At 64.8% G+C, this 26,405-nt stretch carries 19 protein-coding genes and 1 pseudogene; 3 read left to right on the top strand and 17 right to left on the bottom strand.

Annotated elements, in window-relative coordinates:
* Positions 1 to 154: 154 nt before the first annotated feature.
* The 13 genes from rseP to K408_RS0125280 form a co-directional block, all read right to left on the bottom strand.
* Positions 155 to 1,306, bottom strand: a complete 1,152-nt coding sequence (gene rseP / locus K408_RS0125345) for an RIP metalloprotease RseP (protein WP_024341280.1) — start codon at positions 1,304 to 1,306, stop codon at positions 155 to 157.
* Positions 1,307 to 1,349: 43 nt separating this feature from the next.
* Positions 1,350 to 2,573, bottom strand: a complete 1,224-nt coding sequence (gene dxr / locus K408_RS0125340; protein WP_024341279.1) for a 1-deoxy-D-xylulose-5-phosphate reductoisomerase — start codon at positions 2,571 to 2,573, stop codon at positions 1,350 to 1,352.
* Between the two features lie 4 nt (positions 2,574 to 2,577).
* Positions 2,578 to 3,420, bottom strand: a complete 843-nt coding sequence (locus K408_RS0125335; RefSeq protein ID WP_024341278.1) for a phosphatidate cytidylyltransferase — start codon at positions 3,418 to 3,420, stop codon at positions 2,578 to 2,580.
* The gene (locus tag K408_RS0125330; protein ID WP_024341277.1) at positions 3,417 to 4,175 is read right to left on the bottom strand and encodes an isoprenyl transferase; all 759 of its coding nucleotides are present in this window, start codon (positions 4,173 to 4,175) and stop codon (positions 3,417 to 3,419) included. The genes K408_RS0125335 and K408_RS0125330 overlap by 4 nt, the downstream gene beginning before the upstream one ends.
* A gap of 10 nt (positions 4,176 to 4,185) precedes the next feature.
* Positions 4,186 to 4,749: a ribosome recycling factor gene (frr, locus tag K408_RS0125325; RefSeq protein WP_024341276.1), complete on the bottom strand. Its 564-nt coding sequence runs from the start codon at positions 4,747 to 4,749 to the stop codon at positions 4,186 to 4,188.
* Between the two features lie 68 nt (positions 4,750 to 4,817).
* Positions 4,818 to 5,534 carry a UMP kinase gene (gene pyrH, locus K408_RS0125320; protein ID WP_024341275.1) on the bottom strand — a complete coding sequence of 239 codons (717 nt, stop codon included), beginning with the start codon at positions 5,532 to 5,534 and terminating at the stop codon, positions 4,818 to 4,820.
* Between the two features lie 60 nt (positions 5,535 to 5,594).
* Positions 5,595 to 6,518 carry a translation elongation factor Ts gene (gene tsf / locus K408_RS0125315; protein ID WP_024341274.1) on the bottom strand — a complete coding sequence of 308 codons (924 nt, stop codon included), beginning with the start codon at positions 6,516 to 6,518 and terminating at the stop codon, positions 5,595 to 5,597.
* Between the two features lie 134 nt (positions 6,519 to 6,652).
* Complete coding sequence (locus K408_RS0125310) at positions 6,653 to 7,648, bottom strand: 30S ribosomal protein S2 (protein ID WP_024341273.1); 996 nt, start codon at positions 7,646 to 7,648, stop codon at positions 6,653 to 6,655.
* Positions 7,649 to 7,851: 203 nt separating this feature from the next.
* The gene (locus K408_RS0125305; protein ID WP_024341272.1) at positions 7,852 to 10,500 is read right to left on the bottom strand and encodes a caspase family protein; all 2,649 of its coding nucleotides are present in this window, start codon (positions 10,498 to 10,500) and stop codon (positions 7,852 to 7,854) included.
* A 219-nt stretch (positions 10,501 to 10,719) separates the two neighbouring features.
* Positions 10,720 to 11,247 (bottom strand): DUF2846 domain-containing protein, encoded by a 528-nt coding sequence (locus K408_RS0125300; protein WP_024341271.1) that lies wholly within the window; start codon positions 11,245 to 11,247, stop codon positions 10,720 to 10,722.
* 159 nt (positions 11,248 to 11,406) lie between these two features.
* Complete coding sequence (locus K408_RS0125295) at positions 11,407 to 12,159, bottom strand: carbonic anhydrase (RefSeq protein ID WP_024341270.1); 753 nt, start codon at positions 12,157 to 12,159, stop codon at positions 11,407 to 11,409.
* A 130-nt stretch (positions 12,160 to 12,289) separates the two neighbouring features.
* Positions 12,290 to 15,793, bottom strand: coding sequence for a DNA polymerase III subunit alpha (dnaE, locus tag K408_RS0125290; protein ID WP_024341269.1), 3,504 nt, complete (start codon positions 15,791 to 15,793; stop codon positions 12,290 to 12,292).
* A 484-nt stretch (positions 15,794 to 16,277) separates the two neighbouring features.
* Positions 16,278 to 17,003: an outer membrane protein gene (locus K408_RS0125280; protein WP_024341268.1), complete on the bottom strand. Its 726-nt coding sequence runs from the start codon at positions 17,001 to 17,003 to the stop codon at positions 16,278 to 16,280.
* Positions 17,004 to 17,255: 252 nt separating this feature from the next.
* Here K408_RS0125280 and K408_RS41225 point away from each other — a divergent pair.
* The 3 genes and pseudogenes from K408_RS41225 (at position 17,256) to K408_RS38670 (ending at position 19,223) form a co-directional block, all read left to right on the top strand.
* Positions 17,256 to 17,549, top strand: a pseudogene (locus K408_RS41225) (DUF3551 domain-containing protein).
* 16 nt (positions 17,550 to 17,565) lie between these two features.
* A complete protein-coding gene (locus K408_RS0125275; protein WP_028145986.1) occupies positions 17,566 to 17,826 on the top strand; it encodes a DUF3551 domain-containing protein in 261 nt (86 codons plus the stop codon).
* Positions 17,827 to 17,996: 170 nt separating this feature from the next.
* A complete protein-coding gene (locus K408_RS38670; protein ID WP_196232395.1) occupies positions 17,997 to 19,223 on the top strand; it encodes a hypothetical protein in 1,227 nt (408 codons plus the stop codon).
* Between the two features lie 120 nt (positions 19,224 to 19,343).
* Here the strand turns inward: K408_RS38670 and K408_RS0125265 are convergent, their stop codons facing one another.
* The 4 genes from K408_RS0125265 to proS all read right to left on the bottom strand — a co-directional run bounded on the left by K408_RS0125265 (position 19,344) and on the right by proS (position 26,210).
* Entirely contained in the window at positions 19,344 to 22,493 is a 3,150-nt protein-coding gene (locus K408_RS0125265; RefSeq protein ID WP_024341267.1) for a GAF domain-containing hybrid sensor histidine kinase/response regulator, read from the bottom strand.
* Between the two features lie 331 nt (positions 22,494 to 22,824).
* On the bottom strand, positions 22,825 to 23,529 hold the full coding sequence (locus tag K408_RS0125255) for an ABC transporter ATP-binding protein (protein ID WP_024341266.1): 705 nt from the start codon (positions 23,527 to 23,529) through the stop codon (positions 22,825 to 22,827).
* Positions 23,530 to 23,536: 7 nt separating this feature from the next.
* On the bottom strand, positions 23,537 to 24,817 hold the full coding sequence (locus K408_RS0125250; RefSeq protein ID WP_024341265.1) for a lipoprotein-releasing ABC transporter permease subunit: 1,281 nt from the start codon (positions 24,815 to 24,817) through the stop codon (positions 23,537 to 23,539).
* Between the two features lie 73 nt (positions 24,818 to 24,890).
* Complete coding sequence (gene proS / locus K408_RS0125245; protein ID WP_024341264.1) at positions 24,891 to 26,210, bottom strand: proline--tRNA ligase; 1,320 nt, start codon at positions 26,208 to 26,210, stop codon at positions 24,891 to 24,893.
* Positions 26,211 to 26,405 lie beyond the last annotated feature (195 nt).

Here is a 26,405-nt window from a genome sequence, read left to right as displayed (position 1 = left end):
CCGTGCCAGACCCAACCCCAACGCCGGTCCGGAGATTCCCCAAGTTCAGGCTGCTTGTAGCCAATTTCGCCGACGCCGCAAACGGCGGAAAGCGCCGTAATTTCAATTTCATTGCAAGACGTTGCTCAACAGCAACGCCACAAAAAAGCCCCTATCAGGAAGCGGCCATCCGCAGGATGTCGTTGTAGGTCGCAAACACCATCAGCATCAGCACCAGGCCGAGACCGATTCGGAACCCCATTTCCTGGGTTCGCTCGGACAAGGGCCGGCCGCGGAGCACCTCGGCCGCATAGAACATGAGATGGCCGCCATCCAGCAGCGGGATCGGGAAGAGGTTCAGCAGACCAATCGAGACCGACAGCACCGCACAGAGATTGATCACGAACTGGAACCCGGCGCTCGCCGCCTGCCCCGACATCTTCGCGATTCCCAGAACGCCGCTGACCTCGTTCGGATTGCCCTGTCCGACGAACAGGGAACCAAGGAACTTGAAGGTGCTGGTGATGATGAACCAGACCTGCTCGACCCCGATTTTGAGCGCTTCGCCGATTCCGACCGGCGCGGTCGACGCCTCCCCGGCCTGCGACTTGTGCTCGATGCCGAGCACGCCGAGACGGTGGCTGTTGCCGAACGGATCCTTGCGCTCGAGGAGCGCCGGGGTGGCGGTCAGCGTGACGATGGCGTCATCGCGTTTCACCTGGAAAGTAAGCGCCGAACCGGCGTTCATCGCAACGATTCGCTGCATGTCGGCAAAGCTCTCGATCGGCTTGCCGTCGATCTGAAGGACGACGTCCCCGACCTTGAAGCCGGCCGCCGCCGCGGCGCCGGTGGCGACGACGCCGTCGACGCGGGCGATGGTGCTCGGCTTGCCGTAGTAGAGGGCCATGCCGGCGAAGATCAGCGCGCCCAGGATGAAATTGGCGATCGGTCCGGCAGCGACAATGGCAGCACGCGGGCCGACCTTCTTGTGGTGGAAGCTGCCGGCGCGCTCCTCGGCCGTCATGGACGAGAGTGTCTGGGCCGACGGGGTGGAGGCCTCGCTCTCGTCGCCAAAGAACTTGACGTAGCCGCCGAGGGGGATCGCCGAGATCTTCCAGCGGGTGCCATGGCGGTCGTTGAAACCGACCAGCTCAGGTCCGAACCCGAGCGAAAAGGTTAACACGCGCACGCCAGCCCAGCGCGCGACCAGGAAATGGCCGAGCTCGTGGAAGAACACGACGATGGTCAGGACGAACAGGAAGGGAACGGCGTAACCGAGGAGCCCATGGCTCAACGTATTGAAACTATGGACGAAAAAGTCGATCATCGATTTCCCTCACCCAGCGCCGCAAGGCCCTGGCCCGAACCAACTAGGATGCCTTTAAGGCAATTTGAGGCAATAGGGCGGCCGCCCTATTTCGCGCAACATGGTCAACGGAGATTGCATCGTCGGCGGACGTCAGAGGGGCCTGGTTCCCGCCTTTGATCCAATCCTCGAGGGTCGCCTCGACGAGCCGGGCAATCGCCCCGAAGCGGATCTTGCCGGCGATGAAGGCGGCCACAGCGACCTCGTTGGCGGCGTTGTAGACGGTGGTCGCCCCCTTCCCTGTCCGGAGCGAATCGTAGGCCAGCCGGAGACCTGGGAAACGCTCGAAGTCCGGCGCTTCGAAAGTCAGCTGACCGATCTTGGCGAGGTCCAGCTTTGCTGCCGGCCCCTTGATCCGATCGGGCCAGCCGAGGCAATGCGCGATCGGCGTCCTCATGTCGGGCGCGCCGAGCTGGGCCACCACCGAGCAGTCGGAAAACTCGACCATGCCGTGGATGATCGACTGCGGATGCACGAGCACGTCGATCTCGTCCGGCGAGAGCGCAAACAGATACGACGCCTCGATCACCTCGAGGCCCTTGTTCATCATCGAGGCTGAATCGATCGTGATCTTCTGGCCCATGCTCCAGTTCGGATGCTTCAGGGCCTGCGCAAGGGTCGCCTGCTCGATGTCCGCCGGCTTCCAGGTCCGGAACGGGCCGCCGGAGGCCGTGATGATGACGCGGACGAGCTCGTCGCGATTGCCCGAGCTGAGCGCCTGGAACAGCGCATTGTGCTCGGAATCGGCCGGCAGGATGCAGGCGCCTGCCTTTGCCGCGCGCTGCATGAAGAAATCGCCCGCGCAGACCAGGCACTCCTTGTTGGCGAGCGCGACATGGGCGCCGCGGTCGACCGCGGCCAGCGCCGGCTTCAGGCCCGCAGCGCCGCTCACGGCGGCCATCACCCAGTCGGCCGGGCGCGCGCCGGCCTCGATCACCGCGCTTTCGCCGGCGCCGCATTCAGTGCTGGTGCCTGCGAGTGCAGCCTTGAGTTCGGCGAGCTTGGAGGTGTCGGCGATCGCGACGTAGCGGGCGGAGAATTCCTTGGCGAGCTTTGCCAGGGCTGCGACATTGCCGTTCGCCGTCAGCGCCTCGACACGGTAGCGCTCTGGCGTGGCCCGCAGCAGGTCCATGGTGCTATCGCCGATCGAGCCGGTAGCGCCGAGAACCGTGACACTGCGGACGTCGGACGCCGCAAGCCTGTTGTTACGCAATGGGACCGCGCTCATGTGCTCACCAAACCATAAGACCGCTTCCGGCGCTATGCACACCATGGCGGAGAAAGCCGATAATCCAGGCCGCCAGGATGGCGGCGACAAAACCGTCCAGGCGGTCCATTAGCCCGCCATGTCCGGGAATTAAGTGACTGGAATCCTTGACACCGAAGCGCCGCTTCACCGCGGATTCGAACAGGTCGCCCAATGCCGATACCACCGAGAGGACGGCGCTGACGAGCAGCAATGGTCCCATCTTCCCAAAGCCGAAGACCGCAAAGCCCACCGCGACCAACAGGCTCGCGCCAAAGCCGCCGAATGCACCCGCCCATGTCTTCTTCGGGCTCACGCGCGGCCACAGCTTCGGTCCACCGATGCTGCGGCCGGCGAAATAGCCGCCGATGTCGGTCGCCCACACCACCAGCAGCACGAACATCAGCGCGGAGAAACCGTTGACGAGATCCTTCCGCACCAGGATCGCGGCCAGCAGCGCCGCCGCCGCGTAGGCGAAGCCGGTAGCCGCCCACAAGAACTTGCCGCGCGCGATCAGCGTCACAATCGCCCCGCCGATGAGACCGGTGATGACGGCGGTCTTCAGCGCGCCAAACGCGACAGCGGCCCCCATCATGGCGATCACGACCGTCCCTGCCCCGGTCAGCGCAGCCGATCCCGCGCCCACCACCATCAGCCATTCCGCGAACAGTCCGATCGAGACCAGGGTGACGAGAAGGGCCCACAGCCAACCGCCGGCATAAGCGATCGCAATCGTCAGCGGCGCCAGCACCAGCGCCGCGAGGACTCGCACCACCAGATTGCTTGGGGCAGGCTTGGCGCCTGCCGATGCGGCGTCGGGTTCGCTCACGAGGCTGTTTTCGCGACCAGGCCGCCGAAACGGCGCTCGCGCCTGGCAAATTCGGCGATCGCGCTTTCGAGCGCCGCCTTGTCGAAATCGGGCCAGTGGATCGGCACGAACACGAGCTCGCTGTAGGCGGCCTGCCACATCAGGAAGTTGGACAGACGCTGCTCGCCGCTGGTGCGAATGATGAGATCGGGATCGGGAATGTCGGGCGCGTCGAGATACGCCCCGAGCGTCTCGGCGTCGATGGTGGCAGGATCGCGCTTGCCCTCCGCGACCTCGCGGGCGAGCTTCTGGGCCGCCTTCGCGATCTCCTGCCGTGAGCCGTAGTTGAAGGCCACGACGAGCGTCAGACGCGTGTTGTCGCGCGTCAGCTCTTCGGCCTCATTGAGGAGCGCACAGATGTCGCTCTCAAGGCCGTCGCGCTCGCCGATGATGCGAACCTTGACGCCGTCACGATGCAGGCTCGCCAGATCGTTGCGGATGAAGCGTCGCAGCAGCCCGAACAGGTCGCCGATCTCGCTCGCCGGGCGCGACCAATTCTCCGAAGAGAACGAGAAGATGGTGAGATAGCGAATTCCGAGCTCATGCGAGGCGCGCACCACCCGGCGCAGCGCGTCCACACCGCGGCGGTGCCCTTCCGCACGCGGCAAGCCGCGCGCCGCCGCCCAGCGCCCATTGCCATCCATGATGATGGCGACGTGCGCAGGCGCCTCGGACCGGTCGGGCCCTTCCGTTGCTGGCGCGGCGGCGTTGGACATGGAGGTGGCCCTAAACGGTCAGGATTTCTTTTTCCTTGATGGCCAGCAACTGGTCGATCTCGGCGATGGTCCCGTCGGTCGCCTTCTGCACCTCGTCGGCGTGACGCTTCTGATCGTCCTCCGACATCTCGTGATTCTTCTCGAGCTTCTTGAGCACGTCGAGGCCGTCGCGGCGGACATGGCGCGCGGCGACCTTGGCGGCTTCCGCGTATTTGTGCGCGACCTTCACCAGTTCCTTCCGCCGTTCCTCGTTGAGCTCGGGGATGCGCAGGCGCAGCACCTGGCCTTCGGTCGCCGGCGACAGGCCGAGATTGGAATCGACGATCGCCTTCTCGACCGCCTTGACCATCGACTTGTCCCAGACTTGCACCGAGATCAGGCGCGGCTCCGGCACGCTGACGGTGGCTAGCTGATTGAGCGGCATGTGACTGCCATAAGCCTCGACCTGGACCGGGTCGAGCATCGAGGCGGAGGCGCGCCCCGTCCGCAGGCCGCCAAGCTCGTGCTTGAGCGATTGGACGGCGCCCTGCATGCGGCGCTTCACTTCGTTGAGGTCGAAATTACCCGTGGCCATCACGTTTCTCCTTCAAAATCCCGGCGACCGCTCCGCGCCCTTCCCTTTCGGGCGCGCCAGACGAGCCGTCAGCCGGCGACGATGGTTCCGTGGCCGACGCCACGCAGCATCGCGCCTATCGATCCCGGCTCCGCGATCGAGAATACGATGATAGGCAGCGAAGTCTCGCGGGCAAGCGCGAAGGCAGTCGCATCCATCACCTTGTAACCGCCTTCGATCGCCTGCGAATGCGTCAGGCGGTCGAATCGCGTGGCGGTCGGATCCTTCTTCGGGTCGGCCGAGTAGACCCCGTCGACATTGGTCGCCTTCAGCACCGCCTGCGCGCCGATTTCGGCGGCGCGCAGCACCGCGGTCGTGTCGGTGGTGAAGAACGGATTGCCGGTCCCGCCGCCAAGCAGCAGGATCCGGCCCTCGGCCAGGTATTTGTGTGCTGCAGTGCGGGTGAACAGCTCGGAGATCTCGGGCATGACGAAGGCTGACAGCGTCCGTGCCGGCGTGCCCTTGCGCTCGATCGCTGCTTCCAGCGCGAGGCAATTCATCATGGTGGCGAGCATGCCCATGGTGTCGCCGGTGGTGCGCGTGACGCCGCGGGAGGAGACCTCGACGCCGCGAACCATGTTGCCGCCACCGATCACGACTGCGACCTCGGTGCCGAGATGGCGGGCCGCGATCAGATCGTCCGCGACCCGGTCGACAGTCGGTTGATCGATGCCAAAGCCTTGCTGTCCCGCGAGATATTCGCCGGACAGCTTGATCACGACGCGACGATAGACCGGATCAGTCATGAGCACTTTCCTTGTCCGCGCGCCGCTTCCGGCGGCACGCCGGAAGGAACGTTCCGGCGCTTACTTCTTGCCGCTGGCCGCGGCGACCTCGGCTGCGAAGTCGCTTTCCTGCTTCTCGATTCCCTCGCCGAGAGCATAGCGCACGAAGCCGGCGATCTTCACAGCGCCGCCGACCTTGCCTTCGGCCTCCTTCACGGCCTGCGCCACCGACTTGCCGGTGTCGTGGATGAAGGCCTGCTCCAGCAGGCAGACTTCCTTGTAGTAGGTCTTGAGGCCGGACTCGACGATCTTCTCGATCACGTTCTCGGGCTTGCCCTGCTGCCGGTATTTGTCCGCGAGCACGTCCTTCTCGCGCTTGACCACGGCCGGATCGAGGCCGGACGGATCGAGCGCCAGCGGGTTGGCGGCCGCGACATGCATTGCGATCTGGCGGCCAAGCGCGGCGAGCTCGTCGGCCTTGCCTGGCGATTCCAGCGCCACGAGCACGCCCATCTTGCCGGCGCCCTCGATGACGGCGCCGTGGACGTAGTGCGAGACCACGCCCTGGCTCACCTCGAGCTGGGCGGCGCGGCGCAGCGTCATGTTCTCGCCGATGGTGGCGATCGCATCATTGATTGCGGTGTCGATCGTGACGTCGCCGACCTTGGCGGCCTTGATCTTCTCGACATCGGCGCCGACGTCGAACGCCACCTGGGCGATCATCTTGACGAGGCCCTGGAACTGACCGTTGCGCGCGACGAAGTCGGTCTCGGAGTTGACCTCGACCACGACGCCCTTGGTGCCCTTGGTGAGCGCGCCGATCAGGCCCTCGGCCGCGACGCGACCCGACTTCTTGGCGGCCTTGGACAGACCCTTCTTGCGCAGCCAGTCCTGGGCCGCTTCCATGTTGCCGTCGTTCTCGGTCAGCGCGGCCTTGCAGTCCATCATGCCTGCGCCGGTCGACTCGCGCAGATCCTTGACCATCGCAGCTGTGATCGTTGCCATCGTTGAAAATCCTTTGTGCCTGCCGGTTTGCCGCGGCGCGGCATCCAATTGGCCCCGCCACGGTCCATTTCAGGAATTCGCGTCAACTGAAATGGTGGCCGGATCCTATCCGGCCAACCCATCGTTCTTTTTGACTATTCCGCTTCCGCGGTCAGCGCCTTGGCCTTGGCCACCCAAGCATCCGCGCGGCTCGGCAGACCGACTTCTTCGCCGATCGTGTGCGCGGTGTCGTGGTCGAGCTCGGCGAGCTGCCAGTAATGGAAGATGCCGAGGTCGTTGAACTTCTTCTCGATCGCACCCGACACGCCCGGGAGCTTCTTGAGGTCGTCGGCCGTGCCGCGGGGACCCGCAAGGCCCTGGAAGCCGCTGGACGACGCGGCCGGCAGCTCCTCGGCGACAGGCTGAGCGGAGGCACCGATGTCGATGCCCGAATCGCCCTGGGCGCGCGAGATTCCGTCGATCGCCGCACGCGCGATCAGATCGCAGTACAGCGAGATCGCGCGGCCGGCGTCGTCATTGCCGGGGACAACATAGGTGATGCCCTTAGGGTCCGAATTGGTGTCGACGATAGCGGCGACCGGGATGTTGAGCCGCTGGGCTTCCTGGATCGCGATGTCTTCCTTGTTGGTGTCGATCACGAAGATCAGGTCGGGCAGACCGCCCATATCCTTGATGCCGCCGAGCGAACGATCGAGCTTGTCGCGCTCGCGCTGCAGCGTCAGGCGCTCCTTTTTGGTATAGGAATTGGCTTCTCCGCCCGAGAGCACGTCGTCGAGGTGACGCAGGCGCTTGATCGAGGCCGAGATCGTCTTCCAGTTCGTCAGCGTGCCGCCGAGCCAGCGCGAATTGACGAAGTACTGCGCGCAGCGCTTGGCCGCGTCAGCAACGCCGTCCTGGGCCTGGCGCTTGGTGCCGACGAACAGGATGCGGCCGCCCTTTGCCACCGTGTCGCTGACGGCCTGAAGGGCCTGGTGCAGCATCGGCACGGTCTGAGCGAGGTCGACGATGTGGATGTTGTTGCGGGTGCCGAAAATGAACGGAGCCATTTTCGGATTCCAGCGGTGGGCCTGGTGGCCAAAGTGCACGCCAGCTTCGAGCAGCTGACGCATGGTGAAGTCGGGTAGCGCCATCGTTCTAGTTCTCCGGTTGGTTCCTCCGGAAACGTGTGAGCAAAACGGAGCGTTCTCGCCCCGGCTGCCACCGGACGGCCTTGTGAGCCATGTTTCCGTGTGAGATGGCGCGCTATATAGCGCCATTTCGGCCAGAAGCAAGGAAATAAGGGCCATCCGGGACGCCGGAGAGCTTCAGTCGCTTCTTGATGCCTCTTCGCTTCCTAGCACCTCGGCTGACCGGGTGGGCAGCTTTTGGGTGCCGGCCCTGCGGGCCGCGCCGGCGGAGGTGGAGGCGGCGCCGCACGCGGCGGCGCGGCCGCCATTGGAGGTGGCGCCGGCCGGGCCACGGGGGGTGGAGGTGGCGCGGGCCGGGCCATTGGAGGCGGAGATGGCGCCGGACGCGCCATCGCAGGCGGAGGCGGTGCCGGTCGGGCAATCGGCGGCGGTGGCGCCGGTCGAGCCACGGCCGCAGGTGGAGGCGCTGCGCGCGGCGGCGGAGGTGGCGCGACCCGCGGCGGAGGCGGCGGCGTCGGCTTCGCCAAGGCCTGAGGATGCGGTGGGGGCGCGGCAGGCCTTGCAGCCTGCGGCGGTGCCGGCCGGTGATCCTGAACTCCGGACGGCCCTCTCGCCGCCACGGGCGGCGGTGGCGGCGCGATCCTGGCGGTGGGCGGGACCACCGGCTTACCGGAGGCCGCGCTCGAAGGCGGCGCAGCGACCGGCTGGGACCTGGATGCCCTGCCGCGCAGCTCAGACGCAGGCGGGTTTATGGTCGCCGGCGGCTTCGGCAGGCCTGCGGAGGGCGACGCCGCACCTCGGGGAGCCGGCGGAGGGTTGGGCGCCGCAGCGGTTGCGGCGTTCGGCTGCGCCGCCGGGATATTGCCGGCGGGAGCCGTGACGGTCGCAGCCGGCCTGCCATGAGGCGGGGCAGCGCCCGGCGCGCCCCCTGCCCGGGCCGGCGGCGGCGGCCCGCCCGGGGTTCCGGGCACCGGCAGCGTATTGGCCTGCGGCAGCTTGGCAGGCGCCGTTGCTTGCGGCGTCGCAGGAACGTTGCCGGCTGGAGCGGTCGCCGTCGAACCCGGCCTGCCGTTCGGCGGGACATTGCCGGGCGCTGCTCCCGGACCGGCCGGCGGCACTCCGGAAGTCCCTGGTGCCGTCAATGTATTGGCTTGCGGCGTGGCCGCAGCCGGCGGCTGCGCTATCGTGCCAGGAGCGACATTGGCCGGAGCGGGTGCCGCAATCGCGGGCCTCACCGTCGGCTGGATCGTCGCGCTCGGCGGCATCGGCGCCTTGCCTTGCTGGATCAGGGCGGCGCGTTGCGCGACCGCCTGCGGCACGGCGGGACCTGCCGGCGTGGCGCGGCCGGCAACCGCCGGCGCCAGATTGCCGGGACCAAGCGCCGGCCCCGCGGCCGGCGGCGGCGCCGGCGGGCGATTGATCACGGTGTTGATGACCGTCGTGTTGTGGATGTTCTGATAGATGATGTTGTTCGGCGGCGGCGCGACATAGACCGGCGCCCTGACGAACACCGGGATCGGCACGAACACCGGCTGCGGCAGCACGAACAGCCCGACCACCGGCAGCGGCGGCGGCAGCACGACGAAATCGGGCGGCGGTGGCGGCAGATAGTACACGGGCGGCGGCGGTGGCGGCACGAAGCCGAAATCGGGATCGCTGAAGTACAGCACCGGACGATCGACATAGAACACCTCCTCCGGCGGCGGCGGCGGCACGTCGTAATCCAGCATTGTGAAGGTCGGCGGCGGCTCGAGCGGCGCAGTCAGGATCGCAAGCCTCCGCCGGGCATCTCCCGCATGCGGCCCGCGCGGGTACCGGCGCAGATACGACCAATAGGCGTCCGGCGTATCGGCGCGATAGGTCCGCCGCCAGGTAAGCGCCTCGCGGCGTGCCGCCACGATCGCCCTCACCCGCTTTGCGAGCGGATCATTCGGATAGGCCGCGAGGAATTCCTCATAAGCCGCCAGCGTGTCGCGTTCGAGCGCCGCGGCATAGGCATCCTGCACGCCGAGATCGCGGATCGGCTTGTTGCGGATCGCGGCGACCTGGTCGGGCGCCGTCTCCGGCGGCGCGTCGGGCCCGCGCTCGAAGAACGAGAACTGCGCCGATATCTTCTGCTCGTTCCAGGGCACCTGCGCGCCCTTGCTGGCTTCGTTGACGCGGAGGCGCACGCGGTCGAACACCTCGGGCAACGGCAGTCCGCCGGTGCGGATCATCTCGGCGAGCGACTGCGCGTAGATGCCGTACGGCCCGGGCTCCTCCGGCGCCACCGTGCCGGGCGCCGCATTGAAGGCGATCAGCATGTTCGCCTCCGGCTCAACCAGCGCGAGGCCGCTCGCGATTTGCTGACCGCCCTCGATGAAAGGCTGCGCGCGGGCCGCGTCGAGCACGACGATGTTGGCCTTGAGCGGAATGGACGCGAGCTGGCGCGCATAGTCGCTGATCCGCAAGGCCTCGGTCGGTACGTCGGTATCGCGGGCGATGCTGGAATCGACCGGGATGAAATAGTTCTCGCCGGCAAGCTGCACGCCGTAGCCGGCAAGATAGATCATCGCGACGGTGCCCGGGCCGGAAGCCTGCGCCTTCTGGATGAAATCGCGCAAGCTCTTGCGCAGCGTGTCGCCATCGAGATCGCGCGCGCCGATCACGTCGAAGCCGGCCGCCTGGAGCGTCTGTGCGATCAATCCGGCATCATTGGCGGTGGTCGCGAGCGGCGCCTTGGCATAAGCGCCGTTGCCGACCACGAGCGCGATGCGCTTTTCCGGCTGCTGCGCGCGCGCCGTCTCGGGCGCGCCGGCGGCAAGGGCCACGATCGGCAGAAGAAGGCAGATGAAGGTTCTGAGCGTCCCACGCATGGCTTGCTTGCCCGTTATTGCAGTTGACGTGCCACCGCGCATGAGGCGCGCTGCCGGCTGAACGGCGCTTGAACGAAAAGCCCGGATTGAGGCGGCGGCGTGGCCACGCCGCTGCTGGCGCCAGCACCAGTCGGCCTCACGTCGGCTTGAAAAGGCGCAAGGCTCCTTCAAGCACCGAAACTATGCGCATCCGATCGAACATCGGTCGTGCAGCGCACCTCACTCCACGGCTTGCAGTTCGGCAAGCTTCGTTCGCGCGGTCGCCTCGTCCAGCGCAACGAGTTCGGCCGGCCCGGGATTGGCCTCTCCCGCCGTTGCAATGGAAACAACGGCAAGCCCGGCCAGGCCGCCGAGGATCGCGCCGCCCGTTGCGGCATCGTGCCTGGCGCTGCTCTTGATGAGATAAAAGTGCGTGCGGCCGGCTTCCATCACGATCTCGCGCTTGGTGTCGCCCGGAAACATCAGTTCGGTCACCAGCAATTCGTGCCGACCCGCAGGCCGATCGGCAAAGGCATATTTTCCGGCCACGACCTTGCCGAGCGGCGCGCCATCGAGCTTCACCTCGCAGGCGCAGACCTGCATGCTGAGGCCGTTCCTCTTGTCCTGGAGCAGAACGATGCGAGAGTGCCCGACGCGCGGAGGCCCCACCTTCTTCGATACAGACGCAAAGTCGGTCCCGACCTGATTGCTGACACAGCCCACCAGCATCGCACCGACGGCCAGCAACAACGCGGCTCGTCGCAGCATCGCACACCCCGTTTCATTCCCCGGGATGCATGGTAGCTGGAATCAGCGACAGGTTGCAACTACATCCGACGACCACTGCGCGGATCGCGCGGGACCTGTGCCCGGGGGCCGGCCTCTGCTGAAAAGAGGCGCGACTGGCCCCATGCTCCGGAATCTGGCTCAGCCCTGCGTAAGCAAGTCGACGGCCCCGGTGCTCAGCCGATAGATCCCGCCGACCACCTTGAGCTTGCCCTGCTCGACCGCAGCGTTGAGGATCGGGGCGGCCGATTTCAGCTTCGCGACATTGTCCATGACGTTCTGGCGAATGGCGTTGTCGAGCGCATTCCCGCTCTGCTGGGCTGCCGTCTTCACCGCCGGCGCGATCGCGGCGACGAGGGAGGGAATGTGTCCCGGCAACGGCTTGTCGTCCTTCAGCGACTTGATCGTCGCATCGACGGCGCCGCAATTGTCATGGCCGAGCACCAGGATCAGGGGCGTGCCGAGCACGGCGACGGTATATTCCATGCTTGCAACGGTCTCATCGCCGGCGAAATTTCCGGCGACGCGGCACACGAACAGGTCTCCGCGTCCGCTGTCGAACGCGTATTCAGGCGCGATGCGGGAATCGGCGCAGCTCAACACGGCTGCGTATGGATTCTGGCCGCCGACCAAAGCTTCGCGCTCGTGCTTGAAGTCGTGGCGGCGCGACACGCCCGACACATAGCGTGCATTGCCTTCCATCAGCCGCTTCAGCGCAGCATCGGGCGACAGCACGTTCTGCGGCTTCGGCGGCGCCTTCGCCTCCTTCGCCTCCTTCGCCAGCGCGGACCCGCCAAACGCCGCCGCCGCAAGTGCCGAACCGGCGAAAAGCATCATCGCGCGCCGGGAGGGAGCAACAGCTTGATGCAGATTTTCAGAGCATTTGTCGCACATGGTTGTTCTTCTTCCTGGCTTCCCGCCGAACGAGATTGTCGAGCCAGCAACTGATAGCTGCGCTCGCGCAAGTTCGAAACCTCGTGCGAGCCAAATAGTTAAGCTTTGGTTTGGGCGCTGCAGGCAAACGTCAGAGCTGCTGCACGTCCACCACGCCGGCGACCGCCTTGATCGCTCCGGCAATCTGCGGCGAGACCTTGAAGCGACCAGGCAGCTTCATCTCGACCTCGGTCTCGAGGTCGAGCATCATCACCAGCGAGATCTCGCCGTCGCCATTGGATCGCGGCGCCATGGCGGGACTGCCGGGCTTTGGTGCGCTGCCGTTCGAGCCGGCCATGTCGGGGCCGGCCAAGCGCTTGGCGATCGAGTCCAGCGGCTTGGTGTCGCGCAGGAAGATGCGAAGGCCCTTCTGCGTCTTGGCAGCCGCGTCATCGAGCGGCTCGGCGTGCAGCACGCGGGCACGGACGTCCTCGCCCTGCAGCTCGGCCCCCAGTTGCAGCAGCACGGCAGCGCCCGGCTCCAGCACGTCACGATATTGCGCAAGCCCTTCCGAGAACAGCACGGCCTCGAAGTGGCCGGTTGGATCAGAGAGCCCCATGATGCCCATCTTGTTGCCGGTCTTGGTGCGCCGCTCCATCCGCGAGACCACAGTTGCCGCAACCTTGCCGGCGGTAGCGCCGGTCTTCACCGCGCGCGAGAACTCGGCCCAGCTCTGCACCCGCAGCCGCTTCAGCACGGTGGCGTAATCGTCGAGCGGATGGCCCGATAGGAAGAAGCCGATCGCGTCGTATTCGCGTCGCAGCCGCTCCGCCGGCAGCCACGGCTCGACCTGCGGCAGCATGATGGTCGGTGCATCCGCCGACATCCCGAACATGTCGTTCTGGCCGATGGTCTCGGCCTGGTGCGCCCGCTGACAAGCTGCGAGAATCGAATCCGCGCCGGCGAAGACGCGAGCCCGGTTCGGCTCCAGCGTGTCGAAGGCGCCTGCGGCCGCGAGGCTTTCGATGATGCGCTTGTTGATCGCACGCGGATTGACCCGCGCGGCGAAGTCGGCCAGCGAGGTGAACAGCCCCCGCTTGGTCCGCTCCTCGATGATCTGCTCGATCGCCTGGATGCCGACGCCCTTGAGCGCTGCGAGCGCGTAGTAGATCGTCTTCTCGCCGACCTCGAACGTGGCGCCGGACCGGTTGATGTTTGGCGGTTCGACCTTGATGCCGAGGCGCTGCGCCTCGGAGCGGAATTCGGAGAGCTTGTCGGTGTTGTTCAGATCGAGCGTCATCGACGCCGCGATGAACTCCACCGGATAATGCGCCTTCATGTAGGCGGTGTGATAGGACACCAGCGCATAGGCGGCCGCGTGGCTCTTGTTGAAGCCGTAGTCGGCGAACTTGGCCAGCAATTCGAAGATGGTCTCGGCCTGCCCCTTCGGCACCCCGTTCTTCACCGCACCCGCGACGAAGATATCGCGCTGCTTGTCCATCTCGGCACGGATCTTCTTGCCCATGGCGCGGCGCAGAAGGTCGGCGTCGCCGAGCGAATAGCCCGACATCACCTGCGCGATCTGCATCACCTGTTCCTGGTAGATGATGACGCCGAAGGTCTCTTTCAGGATCGGCTCCAGCACGGGATGCAGGTATTCCGGCTCCTCGTCGCCGTGCTTGCGCGCGCAATAAGTCGGAATGTTCGCCATCGGGCCCGGGCGATAGAGCGCCACCAGCGCGATGATGTCCTCGAAACGGTCCGGGCGCATGTCGATCAGCGCCCGCCTCATGCCCTGGCTTTCAACCTGGAACACGCCGACCACGTCGCCGCGCGCCAGCATCGCGTAGCTCTCGGCATCGTCGATCGGCAGGGTCGCAAGATCCACATGGATGCCGCGCGGCTTGAGCAGCTTGCAGGCGACGTCGAGCACGGTCAGTGTCTTCAGGCCGAGGAAGTCGAACTTCACGAGGCCCGCGGGCTCCACCCATTTCATGTTGAACTGGGTCACCGGCATGTCGGATTTCGGATCGCGGTAGAGCGGCACGAGCTCGCTCAAGGGGCGATCGCCGATCACGATTCCGGCGGCGTGCGTCGAGGCGTGGCGTGTCAGGCCTTCGAGGCGCTGGGCGATGTCGAAGGCACGCGCGACCACCGGATCTTCGTCGCGGAACGCCTGGAGCTTCGGCTCGCTCTCGATCGCTGCCGCCAGCGTCACCGGCGCGGCCGGATTCTGCGGCACCAGCTTCGTGAGCTTGTCGACCTGGCCATAGGGCATCTGGAGGACGCGGCCGACGTCGCGCAGCACCCCGCGCGCCTGCAGCGTACCGAAGGTGATGATCTGCGCGACCTGGTCGCGGCCGTAGCGCTGCTGCACGTAACTGATCACCTCGCCGCGGCGATCCTGGCAGAAATCGATGTCGAAGTCCGGCATCGAGACGCGTTCGGGATTGAGGAAGCGCTCGAACAGCAGGCCGAACTTGATCGGATCGAGGTCGGTGATGGTCAGCGCCCACGCGACCAGCGAGCCGGCGCCGGAGCCGCGGCCCGGCCCGACGGGAATGCCTTGGCTCTTTGCCCATTTGATGAAGTCGGACACGATCAGGAAGTAGCCCGCGTATTTCATGCGGGTGATGACGTCCAGCTCGAAGGCGAGCCGCTTGGCGTAGGTCTCCTCCGTCGTGCCCTGCGACAGGCCGTGCACGCGCAGGCGCTTGGCAAGCCCCTCCTCCGCCTGGCGCTTCAATTCGGCGGCCTCGACGGCGGCAGCATCCGAGCTCGAGGCGGCGCCGACGGTGAAGAACGGCAGGATCGGCTTGCGCGTCATCGGCCGGAACGAGCAGCGCTCGGCGATCTCCACCGTCGAGGCCAGCGCCTCCGGAATGTCGGCGAACAGCAGCGCCATCTCGGCGCGAGTCTTGAAGCGATGATCCGGCGTGAGCTGCTCGCGCTCGGTCTCGGCGATCAGTCGGCCGCCGGCAATGCAGAGGAGCGCGTCATGCGCTTCGTAGTCATCTGTGGCGGCGAAATACGGCTCGTTGGTCGCAACCAGCGGCAGGCCATTGGCGTAGGCGATGTCGATCAGGCCGCTTTCGACCCGCCGCTCCTTCTCCGTGTTGTGACGCTGCAATTCGACGTAGAGGCGGTCCCCGAACAGACCGGCCAGACGCTCGCAGCGCAGGGCGGCAAGCTCGCTGAGCCCGCCGGCGAGCGCCAGCGAGATCGGCCCGTCCGGTCCGCCCGTCAGCGCTATCAGACCTTCGGTCTCGCCCTCGAGCCAGTCGAACTTGATGAACGGAGCATGGCTGTCCGGCGATTCGAGGAACGCGCGTGAGTTCAACCGCATCAAGCTGCGATAGCCGCGCTCCTGCGCGGCCAGCAGCACCACGCGCGAGGGGCCCATCGCGTTGCGCGCATTGGGATCCTGGTCGGCGAAATCGATCGCCAGATCGCAACCGACGATCGGCTGGATGCCCGAGCCCGCCATCTTGTCGGAGAACTCCAGCGCACCGAACAGATTGTCGGTGTCGGTCAGCGCCAGCGCGGGCTGGTGGTCTTTCTTCGCAAGCTCGGCGAGCTTGGCGATCTTGATCGAGCCTTTGAGCAGCGAATAGGCCGAGTGAACGTGAAGGTGAACAAATCCGGCGCTCGGCATGGTCGCGTGACGGCCTCTTGCAGATGAGATGGCGCGGTCGCCGGCTCGTCAAGGCATCAAGCACTCTCCCGGCCGACTCGCCACCCAATGGTGAGGTGTCACAGCTTCAGAGTCCACGCCGGAGCGGCCGATCGGCTGCGTCGTCCCGCTTTTCCCCAAGGCACCGGTAGAGACGCGCACCGGCGTAAGGGACCACTGCGTTAGACTCGCAGAATCAGAGCTGCGGGATCACCTGCGCCCAGATCGCGATCATCCCGACGAATAGCGTGATCGACGCCAGTGCGGCGGCTTCTTCGACAAAAACCCTGAACATGTCTCGCTCCTACCAGAACGTATGAAGAACATTGTTCTCTTTTCGTTCTTAGGAGTCAAGCTGTCTGAACCGCTCTGGAAAAGAATGGTTAACTCGCTGATCTGAAACAATAAAAAAGCCCCGGCACAAGGCCGGGGCTTTCGACGATCGCTCCCTGCGAAGCGGTTCGCCTTAGTAGCGGGCAATCATCGGGCCGCCGAACTTGTAGTTCAGGCGGACGAGGCCCATGTCGACGTCCTGACGGATGCGATCGGTTCCGGCGAAACCAGCAAAGGTCACGTCCTTGTCGGCCAGGAAGATGTGGTTGTACTCCACACCAACCGACCAGTTCGGCGCAAAGCCGAACTCGAGGCCTGCGCCGACGGTACCACCCCAGCGCGTGTCGCTGGTCGAGGCGAGCAGCGGACCGCCGACGGCCGACAGCTCGTACTTGTTGCTGACGACGGCCGCGCCGCCCTTCACGTACAGGAGCACGTTATTCCAGGCATAGCCGACCTGACCGGTGATGAGACCAAATGCATCCATCCGGGTCCGGTTACGATTGGCGGGGAAGATCAGGCTGACATTGTCGCCCGAGAAATCGGCCCAGTTGCCCTGGCCCTCAACGCCGAACACGAACTGACCCGACTGCATGCGATAGCCGATCTGGCCACCAACCGTGCCGCCCGACGCATCGTGGGAACCTTCACGACCGACGCCAACCAGATCCCAGGTCGTGCGAGCCGAACCGCCGCCGCCGTTGATGCCGATGTAGAAGCCGCTCCAGTCGTAAACGGCAGCGATCGCCGCCGGCGGAGCTTTGGTGTAAGGCCGCGCCGCGAGGTCAGCAGCCAGCGCCGGCGCAGCCGCGCTGAGCGCGACGAGGCTGACAGCGGCAAGCAACAAATTCTTCTTCATTTGATTCCCGTTCCAGTTTCTTAGAGGCCCCCGGGCCGTGACGTCGTCATAACAGCGATCGACAGAATTGCTGTAACCGTGACGCAACAGTCCGGTCGAAAGGCCTCTGCACATTAACGAATGTTTATCGGCGCATGCGCGGAAACCCTTTGAAACAAGAGTCTTCCTGAGTTCCAGTGTGGACTACAGGGCACAGGCCTCATGCGCGCGGCACGACGTTGTGCGCACATTCGCGTGATTGGAGAAAATGAAATGCGCGGCCGAGTTCCACACCCCATTGTCGCCACATTATTGCTCGCATTCGTCACATTTGTACTCGCATCGATTGCAAGCACACCCGCACGCGCATTCGGCAAGAACCATACATTCTGCCTCACCGGAGATGAATAACCGGGTCTCAGCAATTGCAGGTTCGATACCTACGCTCAGTGTCAGGCGAGCGCGTCCGGCCGCGCCCTCGCCTGCATCGCCAACCCGTATTTCGTCGGACAGACCGACGACCCATACGCGTATCAGAATCGTCCGCGCGCGCAGACGCCGGGCTAGGTTCTGCCGCGCTGAGATGCACCGCGTCTGCCTCGCTTTCGCGCTCGCCCTGCTGGTGGCCAGCCAACATGCGCATGCTCAGACCTACGATCGGCGTTACCCTGTCTGCATGCAGATCTACGGTCCGGTCGGCTATTTCGACTGCGGCTACGATTCGCTTGCCCAGTGCAGACATCTCGCCGTCGGACGCTCGGCGAGTTGTATCGTGAATCCATACTTTCCGAGGTCGAAGTCGACACCGCCTCGCCGCTCGGGACGCGCCGCTGGTGCCGGATGATCGACAGCTGCCTATCAGCGACATGCGGCAACGCACGCCGGGGCGTACTCCGAGCGCTTGATTGCCGGCCGGACGCAATAAAACGCGCACGAAGGGCGACCGCAAGTTGTGACCGCGCCAGTCCTCGTATAGCCTCGGTCCGAGCTTCCTTGCGCGTAGTCGATCCGTCCATGTTCGCCCGTATCCTGCTCCTCGTGGTCTCCCTGCTGCTTCCCAGCACCTTGGGTGCACAGGCGGCCCCGACGGAAAAAGCCGGCCTTGCGTCGAGGTTGACGATCTATCTCGCCAAGGGTTCGCCCAACGCATGCGGCCCGGGCTGCGATCGCTGGATCGCCATCGAGGGCGAGATCGATCGGGAGGCTGCACGGCGCATTCGCCGCTTCCTCGCCGCCGTCAAGGACCTGCAGCGTCCGATCTATCTTCATTCGCCCGGTGGCAACGTCGAGCAATCCTACGCGATCGGGCGGCTGCTGCGCAGCCGCAGAGCGATTGCCAGGGTCGGCCGGACGATCCCGACCGCCTGCGCCGCGGGCAAGCAGGCGGATGCCGCATGCCTGAAGATCAAGAATGCAGGCGGCGAGGTGGAGGCCGAACTCACCACTCAGCGTGCCATGTGCAATTCGGCCTGCGGCTACCTGTTTCTCGGGGCGACATCGCGCGAGGTCGCCCCCGACGCGGTAGTGGCGGTCCATAGTTCCAGGCTGGTGCTGGCCTTTGACGGGCGGCCCGACCCGGCGGCAGTCGCGGAATACAGACGGCGGCGGCTATTGGCGGCCGATCGTGACCGGGCCGCCTTCATCACCGCGATGGGAATCAACCGCGAGCTCGATGCTCTGATCCGGACAGTGAAGTTCGAAAGCCTGCACGTGCTGACGCGATCCGAGCTCTACGGTTTCGGCATCGATACGCGACCGCTTGCCGAGACGAACTGGACGCTGGAGAAAGAGGCGCGGCCGTTCGTTCGCAAGATGGCGACGACGAAGAAGGAGAGCGCCTCCAAGTTCAGAACGATGGAGTTGCGCCTGTCCTGCGAGAACAGCAAGGGCGTGCCGCTGACGTTCGCGTCCGAGGTCGACGAGACGGCTCGCGGCAAAAGCACGATCCTGATCGCGGCCGACACCGAGAAGGTGACCGGAGGATCTCCGCTTCGCTTCGGCAAGTACGCGGTGTGGCGCGGCAACATCGACGCCGACATGGTCAACACGATATTGGCTTCGCGCTCCCTCCAGGTCCGCGAAACCACGCAGATGCCGGACGACAAGACGAGCAACACGAAATTCGAGATAGACCTGACGGGCCTACCGTCAGTGTGGGACCGGCTGAGGGCATCCTGCGCATCGCCGGCGGCAGGCCCAGCAAGTCTCTTGCCGGCGATGCTTCGGCATACGGCTCCCTAACAGGCGGCTCATTCGCCCGCGAGCCCCTGGACCGCTCCCCAGCCGACCGCCAGCACGAAGCCTTCTTCCGCACCGTCGCCGTAAGATGCGGACGGCAGCGCTCGACTCGAAGCTTATTAGCTAGCCCTCGTCGAGCAGTTGACGAACCTTGGCGGCCAAGTCTTCGATTGCAAAGGGCTTGGACAGCAGATGCTTGCCGGCGTCGAGCATGCCGTTGTGAACGATCGCGTTGCGCGTGTAACCCGTGGTGAACAGCACTTTCAGTTCCGGAAGTCGCTTCGACAGTTCGGTCGCAAGTTCCGCTCCGGTCATGTCGGGCATGACGACGTCGGTGAACAGCAGATCGGGGATGAAACCGCTTTCGATTTTCCTGATCGCCTCGTTGGCGCTCGCGGCCTCGACAACGGTGTAGCCAAGCTCGCGCAGGCTTTCGGACGAGATGCTGCGGACGCGCTCATCGTCTTCCACGACGAGAATGGTCTCGCTCTGCAGACTTGCACCGGGATGTGTCACGCCTTGTGATGGAGTTGGGATGGCCTCCTCGCCCGCGAACCGCGGAAGATAGATCTTCACCGTCGTGCCGACATCGATTTCCGAGTAGATCTTCACATGGCCGCCGGACTGCCGCACGAAGCCATAGACCTGGCTGAGGCCGAGGCCGGTGCCCTTGCCCACGACCTTGGTCGTGAAGAACGGATCGAAGACCTTCCCCAGCACGTCGGCCGCAATTCCTGTTCCGTTGTCCGTCACGGCAATGAGAACGTACTGCCCGGGTGCCAGGGCGTATTCGCGGGCATATTTTCGATCGATCGAAGCGTTGCCGGTTTCTATGGTCAGTCTGCCGCCCTTCGGCATGGCATCCCGCGCATTGACCGCAAGATTGATGAGAGCGCTTTCCAGCTGAGCCGGATCGGCCTTGACGCGCCATAGGCCGACCGCAAGCACCGTCTCGAGGCGGACGAGCTCGCCGAGCGATCGCTCGAGCAGCTCACTCATCCCGCCAACCATCTTGTTGACGTCCACGACCTCAGGCGCGAGAGGTTGCTGACGCGAGAACGCGAGCAGCCTTTGCGTCAACGTGGCCGCACGGTTTGCACCATCGATGGCGCCCTCGATGAAACGATCGATGTTGACCTCTCCCTTGCCGAGCCGCCGCTTGGCAAGGTTCAAGCTGCCCAATATCACGGCCAGCATGTTGTTGAAGTCGTGGGCAATGCCGCCGGTCAATTGCCCGACAGCTTCCATCTTCTGGGATTGCCGCAGTTGCTCTTCGGCCTTCATACGCTCGGCGATCTCATCGGCGACCCGTTGCTCCAACTCGGCATTGAGGGCCTCGAGCCGGGTCAAAAGCCTCGCGTTATCGATAGCCGTCGCGGCATGACCGGCAATTCCGAGCAGTGCGGCCTCGTGCTCGGCCTGGAATTTTCCGACATCCGCATGGCCGAAGAAAAGTCCTCCGAGCACCTCGCCGCTGCGCGAGATAACGGGGACCGCCAGGTAGGACCGAACCGGAAGATGGCCCGCCGGCATTCCGTAGTGCGGCGTGTTCTTGCCATAACGCGGATCCTTCAGGATATCATCGGACCTGACCACGCCCAGCCCCTTGAACGTCGGCTCGAACACGCCGGTGGCGCGCGGCATCGGGAAGCTCTCGAAAGCCGATCGGGGTACGCCGGACAGCGAATAGAGCATGTAGCTGCCGCCATCCGCAGCGAGGACGTTGTAGAAGAAAGCTCCGAACTGAGCGCCGGTCAGTTCGACGCCGGCGTCCGTTACGATCTGCACGATCCTGCCGAGATCACGTTCGCGAGCGACCGATGCTCCTGTGTCGTTGAGTATCCTGAGATGACGTTCGGTTTTCTTTTGCGCAGAGATATCCAGCACGGTCCCGATGAATCGAGTGGCCTGGTCGTCGGAAAAAATTGCGTGACCAGTTGCGGCGATCCAGCGCTCGATGCCATCCTCGATACCGATGGTTCGGTATTCGATGTTGTAACTTCCCGGAGAACGAGGCTGTAGGGCCGCTGATACGGCTTGATGCGCGCGCTCCCTGTCGTCGGGATGAATGCCCCTCAGGAACGACCCTTCGTAGCTCACGTCGGCGTCCGGTGAGAGACCGAATACCTCCTTGCAGCGGTTATCCCATCGGAGGACGTCGTTGACCGGGTCATAGTCCCACGTCCCGATGCCGGCCGCCTTGTTGGCAAGGACCAGGCGTTCGGCAGCTTCGCGGGCCGCCTGCTCCGATCTGACCCGCTCGATGTGCGCCCATGACCGCTCCGTCACCTCGGTAAGCAGGGCAAGTTCGTGCTGTCTCCAGCGATACGGGCCCCGGTGATGTATCGCCATCAAGGCGGTCAGCCGCCCTTCCTTCACCAAGGGCATGCAGATGGTCGAGCCTATCCCGATGCGCTGGAAAGCGGCGGCTTCCTCCGGCGCAATCTCCGTCAGGTTATCGTTGATGATGAGCGGTCTGCCCGCACCCAGCTCTCGAACCGCCTTCTTACCGAAATCAGCAAGGCTGTAGTGCCCGAGGATGTGCATCGCACCCGGAGCTGCCCAATCCCCGCGTATGGTGAAGCCGTCCTGATCAGGATCCATGTCGGCATAGGCGCAGTTTGAGACCCCGAGATGCTCACCGACCATTCTCGTCGTCACCGCCATGACGCTATCCGCATCGCGGGTTTTGGCTGTTTCCTTGTTGAGAGCGTCGAGGAAGAGCAGCCGTGCCTCGTTCTCGCGCACTGCCGTCTCAGCACGGCGGCGTTCGACGGCAGTGCGGGTCCGCTCGGCGACCTCGCGGATTAGCGCCAGCTCGGCGGGGCTCCATTCGCGCGGCTTGGCATTGTTGAGGTAGAGCAGCGCCACGACCCCGTCGGGCTCGGAGATAGGCATGTTGACGAAGGCGCGCGCCGAAATTGCCTCGAGAGCTCGGGCGCGGTCGCCTACGCGAGGGTCCCTCTCTGCATCGGCGCAGATGACCGTCTCGCCCCGCTTCAAGTCTTCGATATAGCTGCCATAGTCGCGAAAGCGCAGCACGCCGGCCAGGCTCAATATCCCGGGAGCGTTCCAGTCGCGCGCGATCGTGATGGTCTCGGCTGATGTATCAACAGTACCGTAGCCTGCCCGGCTGACGTTGAGGCTGCGGCCAAGCAGCTCAGCCGCGGCATAGGCGAGATCGTCGGGGTTACCGATCTCCCGAATATGGTCGCCGAGGGTGGCTAAGACGGCGTTACGGTCGGCCGAGGGTACCCCGGTCGCTGTCGTCATCGGTCTTCCCCGGACACTTCCCTCGCTCCACCAAACACACCGATGACACGGTAACCGTAGGACGGCGCTTAGGTTCCCGGCGTCAGGCGCGGCTCAGCAACCAGACCGGCCTCTCCGAATATCGCGTGCCTCTCGCCATTTGACGAATTCCGGAGCTCGATCTCGTCAATGCCAATGAAGCGGTCGCCCACGCCGCGGCCAATCCCGGCCCGTTCAAATGACGGTCATCAGGCCTTGAGCCCGCAGTCGGCGGCAGAGCACTGTTGCGGTTTTCTTTAGGTAATTCCGCCAAGCACTTGGCTACTGTGCATGGGGTTGTTTTCGCGTGACCTTAGTCGAGCTCGACCACCTGACCGTTCGACAACGAGACGCGCCGGTCCATGCGGCCGGCAAGCTCCATGTTGTGGGTCGCGATCAGCATCGACACCTGCGTCGCCTTGACCAGCTGCATCAGAGCCTGGAACACGTGCTCGGCGGTACCGGGATCGAGATTTCCGGTCGGCTCGTCCGCAAACAGCACACGCGGCGCGTTGGCCACCGCGCGCGCGATCGCGACGCGCTGCTGCTCGCCGCCCGACAGCTCGGCAGGGCGGTGGGTGATGCGGTCGCCGAGGCCAAGATAGCCAAGGATCTCCTTGGCGCGCTTGACGCTCTCGGACTTCCTGAGGCCGCGGATCATCTGCGGCAGCATCACGTTCTCCAGCGCCGAGAACTCAGGCAGCAGCCGGTGCGACTGGTAGACGAATCCGATGTCGGTGCGGCGCAGCTGCGTGCGTTCGATGTCGGGCAACTGCGAGGTCGGCGCACCCGAGACGTAGACTTCGCCGGAATCGGGCGCCTCCAGAAGGCCGGCGATATGCAGCAGGGTCGACTTGCCCGAGCCCGACGGCGCGACCAGCGCGACCGACTGGCCGGCCCACAGCGCCAGCTTGGCGCCATCGAGGATCGTCAGCGGCACCTCGCCCTGCAAGTACTGCCGCTTTATCTCGTGGAGATAAATGACCGGTACATCTTCCGCCCCCTGCTGCTGCTCCATCAGCCCCTCACTCGTACCGCAGCGCTTCGACGGGATCGAGGCGCGCGGCGCGCCACGACGGATAGAGCGTCGCCAGGAACGACAGCGTCAGCGCCATGATGACGACGGCCGTGGTTTCGCCGACATCGATCTCGGCGGGCAGCTTCGACAGGAAATAGAGCTCCGGCGAGAACAGTTCGGTGCTGGTCAGCCAGGAAAGAAATTGCCGGATCGATTCGATGTTGAGACAGATCACGAGGCCAACGCAGAAGCCGACCAGCGTGCCGACCACGCCGATCGACGCACCCGTAATCAGGAAGATGCGCATGATCGAGCCCTGAGAGGCGCCCATCGTGCGCAGGATCGCAATGTCGCTGCCCTTATCCTTCACCAGCATGATCAGGCCGGAGACGATGTTGAGCGCGGCGACCAGCACGATCATGGTCAGGATCAGGAACATGACGTTGCGCTCGACCTGGAGCGCGTTGAAGAAGGTCGAGTTGCGCTGGCGCCAGTCGACCAGGAATATCGGCCGGCCCGCCGCCTCCGTCACGGCCTTGCGGAAGGCATCGATCCGGTCGGGATTGGTGGTGAACACCTCGATCGAGGTGACGTCGTTGCTGCGGTTGAAATAGGCCTGCGCCTCGGCGAGCGGCATGAACACGAAGCCAAGATCGTATTCGGACATGCCGATCTCGAACACCGCCGCGATCTTGTACGGCTTGATCCGCGGCGTGGTGCCCATCGGCGTGACCGCGCCCTTTGGCGCCACCAGCGTCACGCTGTCGCCGGCATGCAGCGACAGCTGGTCGGCGAGCCGCCGGCCGATCGCAACGCCCTGCCCTTCGTCGAAGCCTTCGAGCGAGCCCTGCTTGATGTTCTTGGCGATCGAGGTGAGATTGTTGAGATCGTCGGAGCGGATGCCCCGCACGAGGACGCCGGATGCGTTCCAGGGCGATGATGCCAGCGCCTGACCATCCACTACGGGCGCAGCGAGCCGGATGCCCTCGACTTGACTGAGGCGGTCGGCGACGTCCTTCCAGTCCGTCAGCGGCGATTCCAGCGGCTGGACAAGGATGTGGCCGTTGAGCCCCAGGATCTTGTCGAGCAGTTCCTTGCGAAAGCCGTTCATGACCGCCATGACGATGATCAGCGTCGCCACGCCCAGCATGATGCCGAGAAAGGAGAACCCGGCGATAACCGAGATGAATCCCTCCTTGCGGCGCGCCCGCAAATAGCGCGCCGACAGCATCCACTCGAATGGCGCAAAAGGCGCGGTTTGCACGGTCTCGGTCATGGTCTCATCCATCGCTCGATAATCCCATGATTCGGGGTCAATTGTGGCCGGATTGGCGGCCTCGATATCGCGCGATGAACAATATTCAGCCGACCAGGCGGGCGACCGCATCCGCAGGCGACATGGTCTCGCGGGAGCCGTCACTTCGCCGCTTGATCTCGACCTTGCCGTCGGCGAGGCCCTTCGGCCCGATCATGATTTGCCAGGGGATGCCGATCAGATCGGCGGCGGCGAACTTGGCGCCGGCGCGCTGGTCGGTGTCGTCGTACAGCACGTCGACCCCCTTGGCCGTGAGTTCGGCATAAAGCTTCTCGCTTGCCGCATCGACCGCGGCGTCGCCCTGCTTGAGGTTGAGGATCGAGACGCGGAACGGCGCCACGGCCTCGGGCCATTTGATGCCGGCATCGTCATGGCAGGCCTCGATGATGGCACCTAACAGGCGCGAGACGCCGACGCCGTAGGAGCCGCCATGGATCGGCACATCAACACCGTCGGGCCCCGCTACCAGCGCCTTCATCGGCTCGGAATATTTCGTGCCGAAATAGAAGATCTGGCCGACCTCGATGCCGCGGGTGTTGACGCGCTTGTCCGCCGGCACCTCCCGCTCGAAGCGAGCGGCGTCGTGGACGTCCTCGGTCGCCGCATAGACCGAGGTCCATTGCTTGATGATCGGCGTCAAATCGCTCTCATAATCGACGTCCTCGCCCGGCACCGGCAGGTCCAGCACGTCACGGTTGATGAATACGCCGGATTCCCCGGTCTCGGCCAGCACGATGAACTCGTGGCTGAGATCGCCGCCGATCGGGCCGGTCTCGGCCCGCATCGGAATCGCCTTCAGCCCCATCCGCGCGAAGGTGCGCAAATAGGCGACGAACATCTTGTTGTAGGCGACGCGCGCCGCGGCCTCGTTAAGGTCGAACGAATAGGCGTCTTTCATCAGGAACTCGCGGCCGCGCATCACGCCGAAACGCGGACGCTGCTCGTCGCGAAATTTCCATTGGATATGATAGAGATTCAGCGGCAGGTTCTTGTAGGACTTCACGTAGGCGCGGAAGATCTCGGTGATCATTTCCTCGTTGGTCGGTCCATACAGCAGCTCGCGCTTGTGGCGATCGGCAATGCGCAGCATCTCCGGCCCATAGGCGTCATAACGGCCGCTCTCGCGCCAGAGATCGGCGAGCTGCAGCGTCGGCATCAAGACCTCGATCGCCCCGGAGCGGTCCTGCTCCTCACGCACGATCTGCTCGATCTTCTTGAGCACGCGAAAGCCGAGCGGCAGCCAGGCATAGATGCCGGCCGCCTCCTGCCGAATCATGCCGGCGCGAAGCATCAGTCGATGCGAGACGATCTCCGCCTCTTTCGGGTTTTCCTTCAGGATGGGCAGAAAGAACCGCGACAACCGCATGGTAATACTCTGGGAATCAGTGATCGCCTGCAGTGAAACCGGATTGGGAGCGAAAACACAAGGCCGGGAATGAGGAAAAGCCGCTAACGCCGCGAAATTCCTTGTCATTTTTCCGTCGGCTTCAGGTTCAGCTCGAAGCCGCCGTGGGCAACCTCACGGCGGCTTCGGTTCAAGAACGTCGTCCAGCGCGGCCTA

It is taken from the genome of Bradyrhizobium sp. in8p8 (genome assembly GCF_000426845.1).
Classification (GTDB): Bacteria; Pseudomonadota; Alphaproteobacteria; order Rhizobiales; family Xanthobacteraceae; genus Bradyrhizobium; species Bradyrhizobium japonicum_C.
This window is presented reverse-complemented; position numbering and strand designations above follow the sequence as displayed.

Coding starts and splice junctions, on each gene's coding strand:
- K408_RS0125305 (WP_024341272.1), bottom strand. CDS start 10,500: ATGCGTGGGACGCTCAGAACCTTCATCTGCCTTCTTCTGCCGATCGTG.
- frr (WP_024341276.1), bottom strand. CDS start 4,749: ATGGCCACGGGTAATTTCGACCTCAACGAAGTGAAGCGCCGCATGCAG.
- K408_RS0125255 (WP_024341266.1), bottom strand. CDS start 23,529: ATGGAGCAGCAGCAGGGGGCGGAAGATGTACCGGTCATTTATCTCCAC.
- K408_RS38670 (WP_196232395.1), top strand. CDS start 17,997: ATGTTCGCCCGTATCCTGCTCCTCGTGGTCTCCCTGCTGCTTCCCAGC.
- rseP (WP_024341280.1), bottom strand. CDS start 1,306: ATGATCGACTTTTTCGTCCATAGTTTCAATACGTTGAGCCATGGGCTC.
- K408_RS0125275 (WP_028145986.1), top strand. CDS start 17,566: ATGCACCGCGTCTGCCTCGCTTTCGCGCTCGCCCTGCTGGTGGCCAGC.
- dxr (WP_024341279.1), bottom strand. CDS start 2,573: ATGAGCGCGGTCCCATTGCGTAACAACAGGCTTGCGGCGTCCGACGTC.
- pyrH (WP_024341275.1), bottom strand. CDS start 5,534: ATGACTGATCCGGTCTATCGTCGCGTCGTGATCAAGCTGTCCGGCGAA.
- K408_RS0125280 (WP_024341268.1), bottom strand. CDS start 17,003: ATGAAGAAGAATTTGTTGCTTGCCGCTGTCAGCCTCGTCGCGCTCAGC.
- proS (WP_024341264.1), bottom strand. CDS start 26,210: ATGCGGTTGTCGCGGTTCTTTCTGCCCATCCTGAAGGAAAACCCGAAA.
- K408_RS0125330 (WP_024341277.1), bottom strand. CDS start 4,175: ATGTCCAACGCCGCCGCGCCAGCAACGGAAGGGCCCGACCGGTCCGAG.
- K408_RS0125300 (WP_024341271.1), bottom strand. CDS start 11,247: ATGCTGCGACGAGCCGCGTTGTTGCTGGCCGTCGGTGCGATGCTGGTG.
- K408_RS0125295 (WP_024341270.1), bottom strand. CDS start 12,159: ATGTGCGACAAATGCTCTGAAAATCTGCATCAAGCTGTTGCTCCCTCC.
- K408_RS0125310 (WP_024341273.1), bottom strand. CDS start 7,648: ATGGCGCTACCCGACTTCACCATGCGTCAGCTGCTCGAAGCTGGCGTG.
- K408_RS0125250 (WP_024341265.1), bottom strand. CDS start 24,817: ATGGATGAGACCATGACCGAGACCGTGCAAACCGCGCCTTTTGCGCCA.
- K408_RS0125265 (WP_024341267.1), bottom strand. CDS start 22,493: ATGACGACAGCGACCGGGGTACCCTCGGCCGACCGTAACGCCGTCTTA.
- tsf (WP_024341274.1), bottom strand. CDS start 6,518: ATGGCAACGATCACAGCTGCGATGGTCAAGGATCTGCGCGAGTCGACC.
- dnaE (WP_024341269.1), bottom strand. CDS start 15,793: ATGCCGAGCGCCGGATTTGTTCACCTTCACGTTCACTCGGCCTATTCG.